At 63.0% G+C, this 18,609-nt stretch carries 13 protein-coding genes and 1 tRNA gene; 6 read left to right on the forward strand and 8 right to left on the reverse strand.

Annotation, left to right across the window (positions count from 1 at the left end; translation table 11 throughout):
* Positions 1-353 precede the first annotated feature (353 nt).
* Positions 354-2,372: a M13 family metallopeptidase gene (locus ACI1V7_RS16675; protein WP_404533423.1), complete on the forward strand. Its 2,019-nt coding sequence runs from the start codon at positions 354-356 to the stop codon at positions 2,370-2,372.
* 79 nt (positions 2,373-2,451) lie between these two features.
* Entirely contained in the window at positions 2,452-4,524 is a 2,073-nt protein-coding gene (locus ACI1V7_RS16680; protein ID WP_404532923.1) for a M13 family metallopeptidase, read from the forward strand.
* A 70-nt stretch (positions 4,525-4,594) separates the two neighbouring features.
* Here ACI1V7_RS16680 and ACI1V7_RS16685 read toward each other — a convergent pair whose 3' ends face one another.
* Positions 4,595-5,785: a right-handed parallel beta-helix repeat-containing protein gene (locus ACI1V7_RS16685; protein WP_404532924.1), complete on the reverse strand. Its 1,191-nt coding sequence runs from the start codon at positions 5,783-5,785 to the stop codon at positions 4,595-4,597.
* Positions 5,786-6,328: 543 nt separating this feature from the next.
* Between ACI1V7_RS16685 and ACI1V7_RS16690 the strand changes: the two genes are divergently transcribed.
* The 3 genes from ACI1V7_RS16690 to ACI1V7_RS16700 all read left to right on the forward strand — a co-directional run bounded on the left by ACI1V7_RS16690 (position 6,329) and on the right by ACI1V7_RS16700 (position 10,250).
* Entirely contained in the window at positions 6,329-7,975 is a 1,647-nt protein-coding gene (locus tag ACI1V7_RS16690; protein ID WP_404532925.1) for a glycosyltransferase family 39 protein, read from the forward strand.
* Between the two features lie 12 nt (positions 7,976-7,987).
* Entirely contained in the window at positions 7,988-8,992 is a 1,005-nt protein-coding gene (locus ACI1V7_RS16695; protein ID WP_404532926.1) for a glycosyltransferase, read from the forward strand.
* A gap of 214 nt (positions 8,993-9,206) precedes the next feature.
* A complete protein-coding gene (locus tag ACI1V7_RS16700) occupies positions 9,207-10,250 on the forward strand; it encodes a hypothetical protein (protein ID WP_404532927.1) in 1,044 nt (347 codons plus the stop codon).
* An 82-nt stretch (positions 10,251-10,332) separates the two neighbouring features.
* Here ACI1V7_RS16700 and ACI1V7_RS16705 read toward each other — a convergent pair whose 3' ends face one another.
* Positions 10,333-12,573 (reverse strand): RIFT barrel domain-containing protein, encoded by a 2,241-nt coding sequence (locus ACI1V7_RS16705; protein ID WP_404532928.1) that lies wholly within the window; start codon positions 12,571-12,573, stop codon positions 10,333-10,335.
* A gap of 334 nt (positions 12,574-12,907) precedes the next feature.
* Positions 12,908-13,828 (reverse strand): c-type cytochrome, encoded by a 921-nt coding sequence (locus tag ACI1V7_RS16710; RefSeq protein WP_404532929.1) that lies wholly within the window; start codon positions 13,826-13,828, stop codon positions 12,908-12,910.
* Between the two features lie 269 nt (positions 13,829-14,097).
* On the opposite strand from ACI1V7_RS16710, the gene ACI1V7_RS16715 reads away from it, so the two are divergent.
* Positions 14,098-14,173, forward strand: a tRNA-Arg gene (locus tag ACI1V7_RS16715).
* A gap of 315 nt (positions 14,174-14,488) precedes the next feature.
* On the opposite strand, the gene ACI1V7_RS16720 is transcribed toward ACI1V7_RS16715, so the two are convergent.
* From ACI1V7_RS16720 to ACI1V7_RS16740, 5 genes are read right to left on the reverse strand one after another with little or no spacing between them, the layout of a single operon-like run.
* The gene (locus ACI1V7_RS16720) at positions 14,489-16,057 is read right to left on the reverse strand and encodes a terminase large subunit (RefSeq protein ID WP_404532930.1); all 1,569 of its coding nucleotides are present in this window, start codon (positions 16,055-16,057) and stop codon (positions 14,489-14,491) included.
* Entirely contained in the window at positions 16,029-16,421 is a 393-nt protein-coding gene (locus ACI1V7_RS16725) for a P27 family phage terminase small subunit (protein WP_404532931.1), read from the reverse strand. The genes ACI1V7_RS16720 and ACI1V7_RS16725 overlap by 29 nt, the downstream gene beginning before the upstream one ends.
* 12 nt (positions 16,422-16,433) lie before the next feature.
* Entirely contained in the window at positions 16,434-16,751 is a 318-nt protein-coding gene (locus tag ACI1V7_RS16730; protein ID WP_404532932.1) for an HNH endonuclease signature motif containing protein, read from the reverse strand.
* A gap of 28 nt (positions 16,752-16,779) precedes the next feature.
* Complete coding sequence (locus ACI1V7_RS16735; RefSeq protein ID WP_404532933.1) at positions 16,780-18,066, reverse strand: phage portal protein; 1,287 nt, start codon at positions 18,064-18,066, stop codon at positions 16,780-16,782.
* Entirely contained in the window at positions 18,066-18,605 is a 540-nt protein-coding gene (locus ACI1V7_RS16740) for an HK97 family phage prohead protease (RefSeq protein ID WP_404532934.1), read from the reverse strand. The genes ACI1V7_RS16735 and ACI1V7_RS16740 overlap by 1 nt, the downstream gene beginning before the upstream one ends.
* Positions 18,606-18,609: the final 4 nt, after the last annotated feature.

Raw genomic sequence — 18,609 nt, forward strand, 5'->3', positions numbered from 1 at the left:
TGCATGATGTATCGAAAAGTAAAAAAGTTCCTCCACTCGTATTTTTGCTTGGCTTCTTCGCTAGAATCAATTATCTAGGCGGCAATTTCGTGTCGGTGCCGCCACTAGCCGAGACAAGCCCATGAGCAAACCGATCCCGGCCGGCCTGGCCGGCAGCGGTCCCGCTGCACCACCTTTCCCCGATGACCCCCTGTTCTGCCGCGCCGTGACGACGTAGCGGCCGAGCAACGGCCGGAGTCCGGGCATCTCCGGCCGTGCTAGATTTGCCCACGGCCACAAGCCACTCTTTTTCCCGTACGAGCAAGGATTTCCTAGTGAAACGATACCTGTTGAGCACCCTGACCCTGTCCCTGATGGCCGCCTTCGCGCCGGCCGGCGCTGCGGACAATGCCGCGCCGGCTGCCGCCAAGCCGCTGTCGTCCGGCATCGACATGCAGTACATCGATCCCAGCGTTCGCGTGCAGGACGACTTCTTCACCTACCTGAACGGCAAGTGGCTCAAGACCGCGGAGATCCCGTCGGACCGCTCCAGCTGGGGCACCTTCATCAAGCTGCGCGAGGACACCACCCCGCAGCTGCGCGGCATCATCGAAGCCGACCAGAAGGATCCGGCCGCCAAGGCGGGGAGCGATGCGCGCAAGATCGGCGACCTGTACGCCAGCTTCATGGACGAGAAGAAGCTGGAGGCGCTGGGCTACAAGCCCTTGACCGGCGACATCCAGCGCATCCGCACGCTGAAGGACAAGAAGGGCGTGCCGGCCCTGGCCGCGCACCTGGCGCGCATCGGCGTGGCGACCCCGTACGCCATCGGCGTGGCGCAGGACGCCAAGGCATCGACGAAATACGCGACCTACATCCGCCAGGGCGGCCTGGGCATGCCGGACCGCGACTACTACCTGAAGCTGGACGACAAGAAGATGGCCGAGACCCGCGCGGCCTACGAGAAGCACGTCGCCAACATCCTGCAGCTCGCCGGCGAGAAGGATGCCGCCGCCATGGCCAAGGCGATCGTCGGCTTCGAGACCGAGCTGGCCAAGGTGCAGTGGACCCGCGTCGAGCTGCGCGACCCGAACAAGAGCTACAACAAGATGAGCGTGGCCGAGCTGGCCGCGCTGACCCCGGGCTACGACTGGAAGGCCGCGCTGGCCGGCGCCGGCGTCGCCAACAGGATCGACTACGTGATCGTGGGCCAGCCGAGCTACCTGAGCGGCTTCAACCAGGTGCTGGACAAGACCGACCTCGCCACCGTGCGCGCCTATTTCGAGTGGCAGCTGCTGCGCGAGTACGCGCCCTACCTGTCGCAGGCCTTCGTCGACGAGAGCTTCGACTTCTACGGCAAGACCCTGACGGGCGCCACCGAGAACCGCCCGCGCTGGAAGAACGGCGTGTCGCTGGTCGAAGGCGCGATGGGCGAGGCGCTGGGCCGCGAATACGTGGCCAAGTACTTCCCGCCGGAGCGCAAGGCGCGCATGGAAGAGCTGGTCAAGAACGTGCTGGCCGCCTACCGCGAATCGATCGACGGCCTCGACTGGATGAGCCCGGCGACCAAGAAGGAAGCGCAGGCCAAGCTGGCCACGTTCAACCCCAAGATCGGCTACCCGAGCAAGTGGCGCGACTACTCGCGCCTGGCGATCAAGCCGGACGACCTGGTCGGCAACGTCAAGCGCGCCGCCACCTTCGGCTACGAGCGCAACATCAACAAGCTGGGCAAGCCGATCGACCGCGAAGAGTGGGGCATGACGCCGCAGACGGTGAACGCCTACTACAACTCGCGCATGAACGAGATCGTGTTCCCGGCCGCGATCCTGCAGCCGCCGTTCTTCAATGCCGACGCGGACGACGCCGCCAACTACGGCGCGATCGGCGCCGTGATCGGCCACGAGATCGGCCACGGCTTCGACGACAAGGGCAGCCAGTCCGACGGCCAGGGCAACCTGCGCAACTGGTGGACGGACGAGGACCAGGCCCGCTTCAAGGCCAAGACCGACATGCTGGTCAAGCAGTACGATGCCTTCGAGCCGATCCCGGGCTACCACGTCAACGGCGCCCTGACGCTGGGCGAGAACATCGGCGACAACTCGGGCCTGGCGATCGCCTACAAGGCCTACAAGATCTCGCTGCACGGCCAGCAGGCGCCCGTCATCGACGGCCTGACGGGCGACCAGCGCTTCTTCATGGGCTTCGGCCAGGTGTGGCGCTCGAAGATGCGCGAAGCGGCGCAGATCGCCCAGGTCAAGACCGACCCGCACTCGCCGGGCCAGTTCCGCGCCAACGGCACGCTGCGCAACCAGAGCGCGTTCTACGAAGCCTTCGGCGTCAAGGAAGGCGACAAGATGTACCTGAAACCGGAAGAGCGCGTTACGATCTGGTAATCGCCAGAAGCGATCGATACGACAGCGGCCGGGGCGCACCGGCACCGGCCGCTTACCATAACGACGAAGAGAGACCACGATGAAAAAACAATACCTGCTCAGCGCCCTGACGCTGGCCCTCATCTCCAGCCAGGGCCAGGCGGCCGAAGGGGCCGCCGCCAAGAACGCGGCCAAGAACACCAAGGGCGGCCAGACGCTGACCTCGGGCATCGCCACCCAGTACATCGAGCCGTCCGTGCGCCCGCAGGACGACTTCTACGATTACCTGAACGGCAAGTGGATGAAGACCGTCGAGATCCCGGCCGACAAGTCGAGCTGGGGCTCGTTCATGGAACTGCGCGAGAACACGCTGCCGCAGCTGCGCGGCATCATCGAGAAGGTCGCCGCCGGCAAGCCGGCCGCCGCCACCGATGCCCAGCGCATCGGCGACTTCTACGCCAGCTTCATGGACGAGGCGCGCCTGGAACAGCTGGGCGTGACCCCGCTCAAGGGCGAGCTGGACAAGATCGCCGCGCTGAAGGACAAGTCCGAGCTGCCGGCCCTGCTGGCGCGCCTGGGCAAGATCGGCGTGGGCGTGCCGTTCGACTTCGGCATCCACCAGGACAACAAGGATTCGACCAAGTACGTGGCCGACATCGGCCAGGGCGGCCTGGGCATGCCGGATCGCGACTACTACCTGAAGGCGGATGACGCCAAGCTGGCCGCCGCCAAGGCCAAGTACCTGACCCACGTCCAGAAGATGCTGACCCTGGCCGGCGACAAGAACGCCGCCGCGAATGCCAAGGCCATCGTCGACTTCGAGACCGAGATCGCCAGGGTGCAGTGGACCAAGGTCGAGCTGCGCGACCCGATCAAGGCCTACAACAAGGTCGACCTGGCCGACATGAACAAGGTCGCCCCGGGCTTCGACTGGAACGCCTGGCTGCAGGCGGCCGGCATCGCCGGCAAGACGAGCTACGTGATCGTCGGCCAGCCGACCTACCTGAAGGGCTTCGTCGAGGTCTCGAACAAGACCCCGCTCGACACCTGGAAGGCCTACCTGTCGCTGCACCTGATCGAATCCTACGGCAGCTTCCTGTCGAAGGCCTTCGTCGACGAGCGCTTCGACTTCTACGGCACCACGCTGTCGGGCGTGAAGGAAATCGAACCGCGCTGGAAGCGCGGCGTCGGCGCCGTCGAGCGCTCGCAGGGCGAGGCGCTGGGCAAGCTGTACACGGAGCAGTACTTCCCGGCCGAGCGCAAGGCGCGCATGGAAGCGCTGGTGAAGAACCTGCTGGCCGCCTACAAGCAGAGCATCGACACGCTGGACTGGATGAGCCCCGCGACCAAGAAGGAAGCGCAGGCCAAGCTGGCCAAGTTCACCCCGAAGATCGGCTACCCGAACAAGTGGAAGGATTACTCAGCCCTCGTCGTCAAGCGTGACGACCTGGTCGGCAACGTGATGCGCTCGCGCATCGTCGAGGCGGACCGCGAGCTGAACAAGCTGGGCAAGCCGATCGACCGCGAGGAATGGGGCATGACGCCGCAGACCATCAACGCCTACTACAACCCGGAGATGAACGAGATCGTGTTCCCGGCCGCGATCCTGCAGCCGCCGTTCTTCGACGCCAACGCGGACGACGCCGTCAACTACGGCGGCATCGGCGCCGTGATCGGCCACGAGATCAGCCACGGCTTCGACGACCAGGGCGCCCAGTACGACGGCGACGGCAACCTGCGCGACTGGTGGACGGCGTCCGACCACAAGAACTTCAAGGCCAAGACGGAGATGCTGGTCGCCCAGTACAACGCCTTCGAGCCGATCCCGGGCTACCACGTGAACGGCGAGCTGACGCTGGGCGAGAACATCGCCGACAACTCGGGCCTGGCCATCGCCTACAAGGCGTACAAGATCTCGCTGAAGGGCAAGCCGGCCCCCGTCATCGACGGCCTGACCGGCGAACAGCGCCTGTACATGGGCTGGGCGCAGGTCTGGCGCACCAAGATGCGCGAAGCGCAGCAGATCGTGCAGGTGAAGACCGACCCGCACTCGCCGGGCCAGTTCCGCGCCAACGGCACCCTGAAGAACCAGCCGGGCTTCTACGACGCCTTCAAGGTCAAGCAGGGCGACAAGATGTACCTGGCACCGAAGGACCGCGTGATCATCTGGTAAGCGCGCGCCGTCCATGAACAAAGGGGTCGCCTGAGCGACCCCTTTTTATTTTGCGATGCGGCGGAGCGGCTTATTGGGCCTCGTACGCGCCGATGTCGTACTTGCCGTCGTAGTTGCGGGTGGCACCCGATGCGCGGTGCTTGTAGACGGCGCCCGGCTTGAGGCCGAAACCGCTCGTCGCGACGCCCGGCACCGAACCGGCATTCACCACCAGCGCATTGTCGGCCAGCGGACGCAGGTCGTAGGCGGCGCGGTTGACGAAGCCCGGCGCGGCCGAGCGGTAATTGGTCTTGTCGATCGCGTTCGCCTGGTTGGTGACGCTACCGATGCCGCCGAAAATATTATTTTGCAGCAGGACCGGCTTGCTCACGCCGGAGCCGACCATCACGAAGGTGCCGCCCGAGCTGTAGTCGTTCAGGAAGGTGTTGTTGACCACGTACAGGTCCTGCCCCGGATTGGTCGCGCCTTCTTCGCCGTAGGCCAGCATGTTCGGGTTGCTGTTGGCGGCGGGCTGCTCGATCACGTTGCCGATCACGTAGGACGAGCCGGCATTCGGCAGGTCGATCTCGTAGCTGGGCTTGCCGGCTGCCGTCGTGCCCGTCTCGCCCGGCGCCGTGCTCGAGAAGCGGTTGTTGTAGATCGCATTGACCTGGGCGCGCGACTTGAGGTTGTGGCCGCCGTTGGCGTCGTGCGAGAAGTTGTAGCGGAAGGTCAGGCTGCCGGCATTGCCGATGTACAGGTTGTGGGTATAGCCAGTACCGTAGCCGTTGTAGCCGAACTCGCTGTATTCGATCAGGATCTTGCTGGCGGTGTTGACGCCACTCAGGATGCCGTTCTCGTTATCGTGCAGGAAGGCCGAGCGCAGCGTGAAATTGGTGCCTTCCAGGCGCAGCGCGGCGCCGTTCTGGTCCGGCACCTTGGCGCCGTACATCTCGACGTTCTCGATGGTGATGTTATTGCCCGACACAACCCAGATCGCCTTGCCCATCGCGTTCTTGCCGGCGGCATCGATCTTCGGGCGGCCGTTGACGCCGCGGATGGTCAGGTTATTCGCATAGATGCCGCAGACATCGCCGCTGTACGTGCCATTGGCGATCTCGACGACGTCGCCATCCTTGGCGGCAGCAAAGGCCTTGCACGGAGTCGCATACGGCTTGCCGGCACCGACCGCCAGGGTAGCGGCGGAAGCGCTGCCGATCGTCATCATGCCCAGCACGGCGAATTGGAAGAGGTGCGATGCTTTGGTGTGAAGAGATTGCATGTATATCCTCGTGAACAAATTCCTGTGAGCAGTTATTCCTGCTGGAAAGTTTGAGCATACGAGGCCTGACCATCCCAGGATGTAACCAGTTGTAACGATCTCTCCGCTACATCCAGGATTTATATATTCACAAAATTGTGTCTTATTTCACGGTAATTAGTTAAAAAATAAGTTCCGTCTTGCCTAAGCATCTTCTTCATTGCTCAAGTTCCAGGCCGGAAAACATCCCAAGGCCAATGTTTTCCCTATGAAAGTCCATTTGATCGGCAATGTACAAACGAAAGCATGACTTCAAAGCACTATTTCTCATATGGAAAATAATGTTATTGAACATATCTAAAAAATTGCTGCAATTGAAATCCGCGATTTTTTATAGTCGACGTTGTGCTCACGCTACATTCTTCTCGTCCAAGCCCGATTTCCCGACCTCCTTCGGGGTTGTGGACACCGTGTCGTCGCACACAACACATCAGCAATTTTTAAATTGTTGATAAAAAATAAGTGTAAAATTAGACAATTTCCTTGATTTTCAGAACGGATCCAATGCAAGCAGCCAGCAACAAGCCGTCAGCCGCGTTCCTCTTCGCGGCCTACCTGTGCGCGGTAGGGATGGGCGTCTTGGCGATGCTGCTGGCGCGCGCCTACCAGGCCGGTTTTTCCGGTGCCGATGAGCCGTCACACTTCCTCAACGGCTATTTCATCGCCCATTACCTGAGCCACCAGTTCGGTGCGAACCCGATGGGCGCCGCCACCGAGTTCTATGTGCATTATCCGAAGATCTCGATCGGCCACTGGCCGCCGGCCTACTACGGTTTCCTCGGCCTGCTGTTCCTGGTTCTGCCGGCCACGATTCCCGTTGCCTTTGCCATCAATGTACTGGTCGCCGCGCTGCCCGCGCTCGGCATCGCCGCGGCGTTGACGCTGCTGTCCGGCCGCCGTGCCGCGCTGGTGGGCGTGCTCGTGTACGCGCTCGCGCCGCTCGCGCTGGAAGGCCAGGCGATGTTCATGGTGGACCAGCCGCTGAGCGCCTGCCTGATGGCTGCCACCGCCGTCTGGATCGCCTATGCCGCGCAACCGGGCTGGGGCAAGGCGCTGGGCTTTGCGGCGCTGGCCGCGCTGGCCGTTCTCATCAAGGGCAACGGCTGGCTGATCGCCCTGGTCCCCGTCTTCCACATCGTCCTCACCGGCGACTGGAAACGCCTGCTGGACGTGAAGCTGCTCGTGGCCGCCGCACTGTCCGCGGCCATCGTCGTGCCGTGGTACATGCTGACGGCGAAGATCGCCGCCGATGGGTTCAATTATCAAGCCGGCCTCGACTATGCATCGAAGGCACTGGGGGCGAACCTGCTGGCGCTGGTGCACAACCTGACGCCGGTCGGTGCGCTGCTGGCCCTGTTCGCCGTGGTCATGGAATGGCGCGAACGACACGCCTCGCCGCAGCGCTGGCGCCTCGTGGCCGGCATCCTCAGCCTGCTGCTGGCCACGCTGGCGCTGCAGTCGCTGGTGCCGGTCGACATCGTCGACCGTTATATGGCGCCCGCCTTGCCGGCCGTCGTGGTGCTGGCCCTGCTGGGGGCCGAGCGCCTGGCGCGGCGGCTGGTCACGCCCGGCCGGCCGGTGGCAGGGCCGCTCGTCGTCGGCGTGCTGGGTGCCGTCATGGCGGTGCCGGGCCTGCTCCACCTGGCCGAACGCGAACCGAAAGCGGATACGGGCGTCGCGCGCGTGGCGCGCGAACTAGGCGCATCGGGCCAGCCGAGCGTGACCGTGATCGACGGCGCCGCCGGCAGCGAAGGTGCCTTCATCGCCGACATGGCCATCCAGGACCCGGCGTTGCACAGCTACGTCATTCGTGCCTCGAAGCTGCTGGCCGACTCGAATTTCATGGGTAGTTCCTATATCCTCAAATACGGTGACGCGAAGCAGGTGCAGGCGGAACTGCGGCGGCTGGGCGTCCAGCACGTCGTCGTGGTCCTGGCACGCAATGTGGCCGCCTACCCGCACAGCAGCCAGCTGCGCGATGCCCTGGCGCGCAGTGACTCGGGTTTCCGATTGCGCGAGCGGATCGCCCACAAGTACCGACCGGGCACGACCGAAGTGTACGACGCCGTAGGGACAGTCGTTCCCGATATCGCGGCGGTACGCGACCTCGGCATTCCCGCCAAGGCGACCAATATTGTCAAATTACAGTAACGAGAAAGCACAATGCATTCAATAGCGAAGATGTCGAACAGCACGTTGCCGACCGAAGCGGCCGACACGGCGTTTGCCGGGCTCGAGATCGCCGTCATCCTGCCCTGCTATAACGAAGAGGCAGCCATCGGTACCGTCGTCACGGCGTTTCGCAAGGAACTGCCCCAGGCGCGCATCTATGTCTACGACAACAATTCCAAGGACCGCACGTCGGCAGTAGCGGCGGCCGCCGGCGCCATCGTGCGCAAGGAAACCCTGCAAGGGAAGGGCAACGTCGTGCGCCGCATGTTCGCCGACATCGATGCTGACGTCTACCTGATGTGCGATGGCGACATCACCTACGATGCCGCCAGCGCCCCGGCCCTCATCGCCAAGCTGGTCGACGAGAACATGGATATGGTCGTCGGCTGCCGCGTCGATACCGAAGTCGCCGCCTACCGCGCCGGCCACCGTTTCGGCAATGCCCTGTTCACCGGTGCCGTCGCGCGGCTGTTCGGCAACCGCTTCACCGACATCCTGTCGGGCTACCGCGCGTTCTCACGGCGCTACGTGAAGTCGTTCCCGGCGCTGTCGAATGGCTTCGAGATCGAGACCGAGCTGACGGTGCATGCGCTCGAGCTGCGCATGCCGATCGGCGAGATCGACACGCCGTACGGCGCGCGCCTGGAGGGCTCGACCAGCAAGCTGTCGACCTACCGCGACGGCTTCCGCATCCTCATGATGATCACCAAGCTGTTCAAGAACGAGCGCCCGCTGGCCTTCTTCGCGCTCATCTTCGGCCTGTTGTCGCTGATAGCGACGGGCCTGGCGATCCCCGTGCTCGTGACCTACTTCGAGACCGGCCTGGTGCCCCGCCTGCCCACCGCGGTATTGGCGGCGAGCGTCATGCTGCTGGCCTTCCTGTCGCTGACCTGCGGCCTGATCCTGGACACCGTGACGCATGGCCGGCGCGAGCTGAAGCGCCTGGCCTACCTCACCACGCCATCGGTGCGCGCAGTGCTTGAGAAGGACCTTTAATCTCCCTCGGCCTCGTGCTGCATGAACGCCCGGTAGCAATACCGGGCGTTTCTATTTGTGCAAAAGGAAATAAAAACCACAGCCGCCTGGGCATGGCTGAATAGTAACACTTAGTTCTTTTATTTAAAAAAATACCAAGTTATTATTGCCCTTTGAATCATTGGATTGCTGCGCCTGAGCGGCATTCCATGGCCCATTCATTGAGGACCCCATCATGACATCGAGCGCCCGGGCATTGCAGGACTCTCCCGCCAGTTTCAACTACTCCGTCTTCAAGGTCGTGGCGATACTGACCGTGGTGGCGTCGCACTGGTTCGCCGACTTGCCGCTGTGGATTCCCACCGTCGTGGGACTTTTCATCTTCACCTTTTCGTCGGCATTGTTCACGACGCGCATCTACGGCAGCAAGCTGGACGTGCGCAGCTTCTGGCAGAAAAAGCTGCAGCGCCTGCTGGTACGGTACTGGTTCCTGCTCGTGTGCCTGTCGGTATTGCTGCTGGCGCAGGACAAGGTCGTATTCCACTGGCACTCGCTGGTCCATGTGTTCGGCCTGTCCGGCTTCCTCAACGTATTCGGCCACAACGAGAGTGCGCTGGGAGCGGGCTTGTGGTTCTTCACGGTGCTCCTGCTGTTCTACGCCACCTATCCCTATCTGGTGCGCGCCTGCGTTGCCAACGGCAACGATTTCTTCCTGCCGCTCGTCGCTACCGCCTTTTTCATGTTCATGGACAAGAACGTGAATCTCGGATTTTCCCTGTGGCTGACGACACTGGGCTTCATCCTTGGGGTATTCGTCGGCTTGTACGACACCCGTGTCGCACCGCGGCTGGCCCTGGCGTTGGGGGCCGGGTCGCTCGTCCTGATCCTCGCGCTGAACCTGGTGCTGGGCTACAAGGGCGCGAACAATGCCTTGCTGGCACTGTCCTGCATCAGTACCAACCTGTGGCTGATGAAGGCGCGCCTGCCGCATTGGGCTCCCTTGCGCATGCTGGCGAAGCTGGAAGGCTGCCTGCTCGAGATCTTCATCATCCACATGTACCTGTTCGTGCACCCGACCGGGCAGCACCTGCTGGATTTCGTGCTGTCCCTCGTGCTCATCGTCGCGACGGCCTGGGTGCTCGGCCAGGCCGGCTCGAAGGTCGTGGCCCTCGTGTTCCCTGCCGCCACCGCCCGGCCGGCGCGTCGCGCCTCGGGTTTCGGGATGCACGACCCGCTGGCCCAGGACCGCGATCACTTCGACGCCACGCCCAGGTTCTGACGCGCCCGCCATAAAAAAACGGCTGCCCGAGGGCAGCCGTTTTCAGGAGCGGACCGGGAAGGCGGACTTCCCGGGGCCGCGATCAGCGCGGAACGATCGCGAACTGCGGACCATAGCGGTAATCCGGTTTCACGGAGCGGGCCGCGAACTGGTTCCATGCCGCCTTGCCCTTGCCACCGCCGACGTCCGCAGCATAGGCCAGCGCCGGTTGCATGTTCGACGGATAGCCGGCGTAGGCATTCGCGTAACCGGTCATCTCGCCCACCTTCAGGCCGAAGGCGCTCGCCATGGCGGCGCTGCCGCAGGCCAGCGCATTGGTCGCGGCATCGTGGCTGGCCGCGTAGGCTTCGCCGATCGTGCTGTAGAACGGCGCGCCGTCGGCGCTGCGCACGCGCAGCGAGTAGCTCGCGGCATCGATCCAGCAGGCGCCCTTGCCGACCATGCGCTCGATCGGGAACTGCGCCTTCCAGGCCAGCAGCGACGTCGCCTTGGTGAAGCCGAGTTCCGCGGCATGGCCGATCGCCGCCGTGAAAAAGTCATCCTGCCACGGAGCCAGGCCGGTATTGTTGTCGTAGCCCAGCGCGTAGCCGTTGACGATCACTCCCAGCTTGTTGGCCGACGCATTGTCGGTGTACGTCTTGTTGTACCAGTCCAGGTTATTGTTGATGATGTCCGTGAACGCCTTCTTCAGCGAATCCGTATCCGGCGTGATGTAGGCGGCTTCGGCCAGGGTACGCAGCGACCATGCCTGGCCGCGCACCTGCTCGGACGACATGATGCCCTTGATGTTGTCGCGATAGCCCGGATTGGTCGAGAACGCGTTGTACATTGCCCAGAACTGCAACTCTTCCAGGTAATAGTAGTCGCCGGTCACCAGGTAGGGCAGGTAGGCCATGGCCGGCTGGTGCGCCACGTCGTGGGTGTTCGGCGTGCTGCAGTCGCCGCCGCAGCCCGGGAAGGCTTCGTACTTGCCGGTAGCCGGGTTCCCGGTATCGGTCGAGCGGCCGGCGATGGTCATGTACGGATAGTCGAGCAGGCTCACCGGACGGCCGGTGTTCTTGTCGCGGTAGTGCGACGAGAAGCTGCCTGCCAGGTCGGCGGTGCGCAGGGTGATTTCGCGGGCGCGGCTGTCCTGGCTCAGCAGGTAGGTCGCACCCCAGGCCGGCAGCAGGCCGATGTCGTCGCGGCCGCCGGTCATCGGCATGTAATAGGTAATGAGGCCGGTGGACATCGGTTCCTTGCCGATGCCGTTCCAACGCGTCTGCATGTCGGCGAGTGCCTGTTCCGGAATCACCAGGCTCTGGTCATAGTTCGGCACGGCGCGGCTGGCAATCAGGTAGGCGGTGTTGTGCTTGATCGCGATCGACGGCTCGCTGGCGACTTTCGGCTCGGTACCGCTGAACCAGAAGATCTTGCGCCAGCGCGTGTGGTGCAGGTGGTTCAGGCCGGCGTTGGAATAGACCGACTTGCCGTTCATGATGACGCTGGCGTCATACTTGAAGTTCTGCGGCGACGGTTCGTAGGCCCAGTCGTTTTCCACGGTCATGTCGATCCGCGCCTTCTTGATGGCGCCGTAGTAGCGGATCGCGAAACGCGCCGACAGGTGCGGGTGCTGCGTGCCATCGGCGGTACGCAGCGGCGTCGCCACTTGCCATTCGTTGGCCACGCCGCCTTTCAGCCAGCTGGTCGGGGTGGTGCTCTTGAGCAGGTCGTCAGCCGACGCGTAATAGTCGGTGCCGTTGATCTTGGCGTGGAACGAGAAGCTCATGCCATTGCGCATCAGGTCGCCGACGGAGGCCGGCATGGCCGCGGCGGGGGCGTTGCCGCCCTTGACGAGGGAAACGGTGCGCTGGCCGCCGGCGGCGACGTTCGGCAGGATGCCGGAAACGACGGCGTGACGCACCGAGCCATCCGGGTGGGTGGCCTTGACATCCATCTGCAGGGCGACGACGGTGCCGTCCTCGAGGCGAGCGCTGAGCGCGTCGGCCGACTTCACCTGGCCGGCGGCGAACACCTGGCCGAAAGTGAACGGAACATTGGTTTGCGCCGTGACGGGATCGGTATTCTGGATGCGCACGTCGGTGATGACACTGGCGGCAGTTGCAGCCGACGAGCCGGATGCCGGGGTCGTGCCGGTCGACGCATTGGCGCCCGACGAAGGTGCCGTTGCGGCGGTACTCGGTACGGTAATGGTCGATGCCGCGGTCGTGGTGCCGACATCAGTGCCGTTGGCACCGCCGCCGCCGCCGCACGCCGCCAGCGCGGCGCAGGCCGCGGCGATGGCGAGGTAACGGAAGGACGGGAAGGCGTTTGCTGATTTCATCACTATCTCTCTCGGTTATGACTTTGTGCCAATAAGTAGGCACGGCGAATAAACCGAGATTACGACACAGAAATAGTGATGGCCAGAAAAATTTTGAACTTTCTTGAGTTTGTTCCCGCAAGGCAACGAAAAAATAGCCTCTCATCAACAAATAGTATTCTGCTTTCTAGCAAAATAACTAATTATTATTCGATGCGGGCGACGGAAGGCGAACAGAAATGCATCGCCATTCGGCGGCTTCTGATGCCAAATTGAAAGTAACTAACGGCAACTTGTTGTCATTTGTTCAGAGCGGTATGGGATCCGTCCGGACAATACATGGCTTCCAGATTCCTTATTTAGCCGCGGCGACCATGTAGTCCACGGCAGCCTTGATGTCGGCATCAGGCGCGGTAGAGCCGCCCTTCGGCGGCATGACGCCAGCCTTGCCCTGGAAGCCTTTGATGGCGTGCTCGTACAGGATGGCGTTGCCTTGCTGGAGACGCGTGGCCCAGGCCGCCTTGTCGCCGAACTTTGGCGCGCCAGCGATTCCGGCACCATGGCACGCAATGCACGCGGTGCCATACACGGTTTTTCCGGTTTCGGCTGACGCAGCGACGACCGGCGCGGGCGACGGCGACGGTGCCGCAGCTGGCGGGGCTGCCGCAGCCGGCGTGGCGGGGGCACTGGCGGCAGCGTCCGCACCTGGCGCGGCGGATGCCGCCGGTGCAGCAGCCGGGGCAGGCGTACCTGCGACCGCGTTGGCGGCCGGCGCTTCCGGTTCCTTGAATTTGGCGCCGCTTTGATTGGCCATGTGCACGACCGCGCGCGCCACTTCGATATCGTCGAGATCGGGATTACCGCCTTTCGGCGGCATGGCGCGGATGCCCTGGACCGCGTGCTGCACCAGCTTATCGTAGCCTTGCCCGAGGCGTGCCTTCCAGGCAGCGGCATCGCCGACCTTCGGCGCGCCGGCGGCGCCGGTGCCGTGGCAAGCCGCGCAGACCGCCGCATAGACGGCATCGCCGGACTGCAGCACCTTCGGCGCGTTCGCATCCTTGAACACGAAGCCTGCGTCGGCAACGGGACGGATGCGCTCCACGAGTGCCTGTGCGTTACGGTCCGACGATCCTGCACCTTCCAATGGTTTGTTGGTGACGAAGGTCACCAGGAGGATGATGCCAACGACGATCACCAGGAAAAAACCAGCGACTACGGCAATCAACTGTTTGGGGGTATGGATGAAGGATTGCTGTTCGTTGTGTGCGTCGCTCATGATTTCCTTAATTGAATTAAAAAAACCGCTTCACATCTGTGCCAGCCTGGCCATGCCTGTCGTTCGAATACTTCTTGTACGCAATGGCCTCCGCAGGATTATAGACCGCAAAGTAATTAATGGAAACGCAATTCCACGCGCGGAACGTGACTTTGCATGGTGCCCTGCACAAGGGAAAGTGCTGCCAGGAGCGCTGCGCCGGGAAGGTAACGCGCCTCCTCCATAGACGGCGGCGCCGAAACTCTGTATCCTTCGCACACCTCTCCAGCGCGGCTGTAGCTCAGTGGATAGAGTATTGGCCTCCGAAGCCAAGGGTCGCTGGTTCGATCCCAGCCAGCCGCGCCATAAGAATCAATGACTTACAGGGTATTTTGACCTTGTGTCTGTGGACTACAAGTCTCTGTGGTCTTTTAGTGGACTAATCCTGCTCAGCTAGGCCGCTTGGATGCACCAGGGGTCTGTATTGAACGCAGAGCCCGCGTTGCTAGGGGGTCGCAAAGCGCTACCCCCCTTCTCCAATCCATCCAAAGCTGGATGCATCTGCCGGGGTGCCACGATCTGTGGCAACCCCTTGGCTATCCACCAATGGTGGACCATCTCATTGATTACACAGCATTCCTCAATTTGAGGAAGTGTCGTTTCGCCGAACGACACCGTCCACTAAACAAACATGATGCCTTCGGTCTCGTACACGCTTGGCCGGTCGTGGTCCGATTCCATCGTGCGCCCCAGCGCCATCAGGGACGCCACGATGCCATCAATGCGCTCGGTGCTCTTGGCTTTGTCCGCCTTCATGTTCCCGGCCGGGTCCATCGTTACGCTCACGTTAGACGCCATCCAGCGAAGAACCGGGTTTTTGCCGTGATTGATCTCCCGGCCCAGGATGCGGCGCTCCAGCTCCTTGCAAGGCGCGCTCATGCTGGCGTAACCCTGGCCGAAGCCGACAACCGTGAAGCCGTCGCCAGTGAGCTGAGTCGCCAGCTGGGTAGCGTTCCAGCGGTCGATTGCAATCTCAGCGATGTGGTAACGCTCAGCCAGTTCGTTGATGCGAGCCCGGATCACGTCGTAGTCGATCACGTTGCCCTCGGTGGCCTCGATGAGCCCTTGCTTCACCCATACGTCGTAAGGCACGCGGTCACGCTTGGCGCGCTTCTGGATGCCATCACGCGGAACCCAAAAGAACGGCTTGAGGTGGATCGTCCCGCCGACAGGGAAGGCCAGCACCAGGGCGGTGATGTCAGTGGTGGTCGACAGGTCCAGGCCGGCGAAACAGATACGGCCCTCCAGGTCGGGCAGCTCCTCCCCGCAGGCGTCCCATGCGTCCATCGACAGCCAGCGGGTATCCTGCTCGGTCCAGACGTTCAGCAGCAGCCGCTTGAAGGTGTTTTCGTAGCTCGGCAGCTGGACAGCCTTCGCGCACTCCTGCTCGAAGTACTCTTCTCGGACCGAGACGCCGAGGCCGGGGTGAGCCTTGCGCCAGGTGGCCGGCGCCTTCCAGTCATCATCCTGGCCGGCCTCGTAGATCACGGGCAGGAACGAGGGATCATCGAAGATACCGTCCCGCACCTTCACCGCGTAGTCGTACAGCTCGTAGCACAGCGAATGGCGGTCATAGCCGGCCGTCGTGATGGCGATGGTCAGCGGTTGGCGACGGGCGCCGGTCGAAGTCGTGAGCACGTCCCATAGCTCGCGGTCGGGCTGCGCATGAAGCTCGTCAAAGATGATGGCGTGCGCGTTGAGGCCGTGCTTCGTGTATGCGTCGCTGGAAAGGACTTTGTAGCTGCTCGCGGTGCTCGGCACTACCAGGGACCGTTTATAGCCCTGTGTGCGCTTCCTGAGCGGTTCTGAGGCGTCTACCATGCCTCGCGCCATCTCGAACACGATAGCGGCCTGATCGCGGTCAGCGGCGGCGCTGTAGACCTCGGCGCCCGGCTCCTTGTCCGCCAGGAGCATGTACAGCGCAATACCAGCGCTCAGCGTGGACTTACCGGCTTTCCGTGGGATCTGGATATAGGCCGTCCGATACTTTCGGGTGCCGTCCGCACGCTTCCAGCCGAACAGCGGCCGAATGATCTCGTCCGCCTGCCAGTCCGACAGCGCCAGCGGTTTGCCGGCCCATTCGCCTTTGGTATGGGTGAGGCAGGTCGAGAAGAACTTGACGGCGCGCTCCGCTGCTTCCTCGTCGTACCAAAATCCAGGGTCAGTGGAAGAACTCTTCTGCCGGGTCATCTTCTTTTCCTTTCGGGATTACCAGTTTTGCGCGAGCGGCCGGCGTCAGGCCCAGCTCGGCAGCGTAGGCGCGCAGCTGGCCCAGGAGCGCCGCCTTCGGTGGCTCATTGGTTCTCACAGCCGAGACGATCGCGCCGTAGGTCACGCAATACGCCTCCAGCACGCCGCCATCAACGCAGGTGAGGACGCCCAGGCGGTCCAGCTCGGGGACGATCCGGTTCCACTCGTTGAGCGAGTCGCCCGTGAGCCAGTCGGGACACTGTGGCGCGCCGGTCGTGGGCGTAGGCTCATCCTTGTTGATAGGCCGCTTGCCAGGGTTCCCGGCGAGCTTTTTGAGCGCGGTAGGGGTCGGACGATTCGCCATTTCGTGAAATCCTCAAGTGCGGCCGTGCGTGTGAAGGGTACATGTCGGTTCGGGCGCGCCGGTTGCTGGTGATTTTTCGCCCTTGTTCCAGTGGTGCTCCGGGTCCAGAGGGATGCCGTTCGCATCGCATCCCTTCACCGGCAGCCAGCGTCCCGTACGCTTGAAGTGCTCATAGCGGGCGGTCTTCTCCGAGTGATGAGGCTTGCAAAGTCCGACCAAGTTGGAGCGCTCGTTGTTGCTGGCGTCGTTGTCGATGTGGTCGACTTCGCTGGCCGCTGTGTAGGAGCCGCGGCGTTGACACTCCGGGCAGATGGGCTGCTCACTCAGCACCAGGCGCCGCAGGTCGCGCCATGCCTTGCTATTGAGCGCCAGCGTTCGCCCGTTGGCCTGCTGCTTTTCCTTGAGCGTCTTGCTCGACAGGGTCTTGATTCCCCTTGCCTGTAGCGGGTCCAGTTCCTTGAGGCGGGGTTTGAGCGTCTGGAGCTTGTGGCGTTTGATTGCGGTCGGCATTGAGTTCCTTCTTGGGCAGGTTTTCCAGTTGGCGGACTTCATCAGCGTCCATCCAGCCATCGTCTATGGCGTAGTGGTAGAACTGGGCTCGGTTGAGGCTGTCACCGCGCAGTAGGCCTTCTACGCTGTGCTCGGCGAAGTAGATGCGTTGGCCGGCCTCGGTCAGCAGACAGCGCGAGATAGCCTGCTCCCACATCGTCAGGTGGCGGCGCAGGGACAGCACCACGAACTGGCGGCTCATCTCGACGGAATTGGAGTAGTTGCCGTGCCTCAGATCGCCCACGATGGTTGGTGGGACGCGGAACAGGCGACAGACTTCCTCAACACTGAACTGGCGTGAGGCGATCCACTCGGCATCCTCGAGGGTCATCGAGACAGTCTGGTAATCGACGCCTTCCTCAAGGATCGCGGTCTTGCCAGCATTGGCGCCGCCGCCGTACTGTGACTGCCAGCCTTGCCGGATGCGCTCGCGCTGGCCGTCGTTGAGCTTGGCCGGGAACTTGAGCAGGCCAGACAGGCGGGTGCCATTGCGGAAGGTACTGTTGCCGTGGTCACGCTCGGCAAGCGCCAGCTCTACAACCTCACGAGCGGCAGCAATAGGTGAGACGCCCAGGGCGCCATTGTCGGTGCGGTGACGAAGATGAAATACCTCGTCTTGTAGTAGGCGCCGCACGCGGCCTTTCGTATCAACGTATTCATAGCCCAGCCTTCCATTTTCAAGCACCAGCACAGTCACGCGGTCGGGGTGGAGCGGCAGCAGTTCGCGCACCTGGCCGTCGTAGCCTCGGACGATCTCAGCGTAAGCGTTACCCTTCAAGAGCACGGCGGCTTGCATCTGCTCGCGGAACTCCAGCGCGGTCTGGGTGCCGTTCGGGGTGTCGTGGAGCACCTTGTACAGCGGGTGATCCTTGGCGCGCTCCCGGCCGTCGTCGCTGTTACGGCGGTACAGCACCAGCGGCAGGGTAGCGATGGTTTCCGAGATCGCCGAGACGCAGGCATACACGGTGCTCACGCTCTCGGCCCGTGCCGGACTGGTGCCGCCGCTGCGCAGTGCCGCGTAGTTCGCCCAATACGAGTCAGAGGCATCGCGGCGCTCGTAGCCCAGACGGCTCAGCATTCGGTTAATCAGGCTCATTACAGCGTCTCCAGCCAGAGGGATTGAAGGGAGCGGGTGTCGCAGGTCCGGGCGGACATACTGCGTTTCGCTACGGTGGTGTCCATGTACGCCGGGTCATCGGTCAAGGTGATCTCGACCAGCTGAACATTCAGCAGCTCACGCACCAGCTGGCCGCCGCGCTGTTCCCAACGGTCGCCGCCCTCGGGCACGCGAAAGCCGAACGAGCAGCCGGATACGTCGCGGCGCTCGACCAGCACAGACAGGTCTTTGCCCAGGGTGGTGCCGGGTAGGTCGAGCTCGAAGCCAAGGCCGCGAGCGTCATCCTTGAGGCGCAAGGTGCCGGCCTTGGTGGTGCCCAGTAGGGCTTTGCCGTCGTGCTGCCACAGGGCGCGGACGTTGACGCCGGAACTGAGGGACGCATCGAAAGCACCAGGGCGGATCACTTCGATAAACCCGCCCAGGTCTTGGCTCTCGGAGTTGTAGACAGCCGCGTAGCCGGCGAGCCGGCCTTGCGCTGCGACTGACAGGCCGTTGCCGGTCCTCAGCTCAAGGTCCATGCTA

Source organism: Massilia paldalensis, from assembly GCF_044901715.1.
Classification (GTDB): Bacteria; Pseudomonadota; Gammaproteobacteria; order Burkholderiales; family Burkholderiaceae_D; genus Telluria; species Telluria paldalensis.

Coding starts and splice junctions, on each gene's coding strand:
- ACI1V7_RS16675 (WP_404533423.1), top strand. CDS start 354: ATGGCCGCCTTCGCGCCGGCCGGCGCTGCGGACAATGCCGCGCCGGCT.
- ACI1V7_RS16680 (WP_404532923.1), top strand. CDS start 2,452: ATGAAAAAACAATACCTGCTCAGCGCCCTGACGCTGGCCCTCATCTCC.
- ACI1V7_RS16685 (WP_404532924.1), bottom strand. CDS start 5,785: ATGCAATCTCTTCACACCAAAGCATCGCACCTCTTCCAATTCGCCGTG.
- ACI1V7_RS16690 (WP_404532925.1), top strand. CDS start 6,329: ATGCAAGCAGCCAGCAACAAGCCGTCAGCCGCGTTCCTCTTCGCGGCC.
- ACI1V7_RS16695 (WP_404532926.1), top strand. CDS start 7,988: ATGCATTCAATAGCGAAGATGTCGAACAGCACGTTGCCGACCGAAGCG.
- ACI1V7_RS16700 (WP_404532927.1), top strand. CDS start 9,207: ATGACATCGAGCGCCCGGGCATTGCAGGACTCTCCCGCCAGTTTCAAC.
- ACI1V7_RS16705 (WP_404532928.1), bottom strand. CDS start 12,573: ATGAAATCAGCAAACGCCTTCCCGTCCTTCCGTTACCTCGCCATCGCC.
- ACI1V7_RS16710 (WP_404532929.1), bottom strand. CDS start 13,828: ATGAGCGACGCACACAACGAACAGCAATCCTTCATCCATACCCCCAAA.
- ACI1V7_RS16720 (WP_404532930.1), bottom strand. CDS start 16,057: ATGACCCGGCAGAAGAGTTCTTCCACTGACCCTGGATTTTGGTACGAC.
- ACI1V7_RS16725 (WP_404532931.1), bottom strand. CDS start 16,421: ATGGCGAATCGTCCGACCCCTACCGCGCTCAAAAAGCTCGCCGGGAAC.
- ACI1V7_RS16735 (WP_404532933.1), bottom strand. CDS start 18,066: ATGAGCCTGATTAACCGAATGCTGAGCCGTCTGGGCTACGAGCGCCGC.
- ACI1V7_RS16740 (WP_404532934.1), bottom strand. CDS start 18,605: ATGGACCTTGAGCTGAGGACCGGCAACGGCCTGTCAGTCGCAGCGCAA.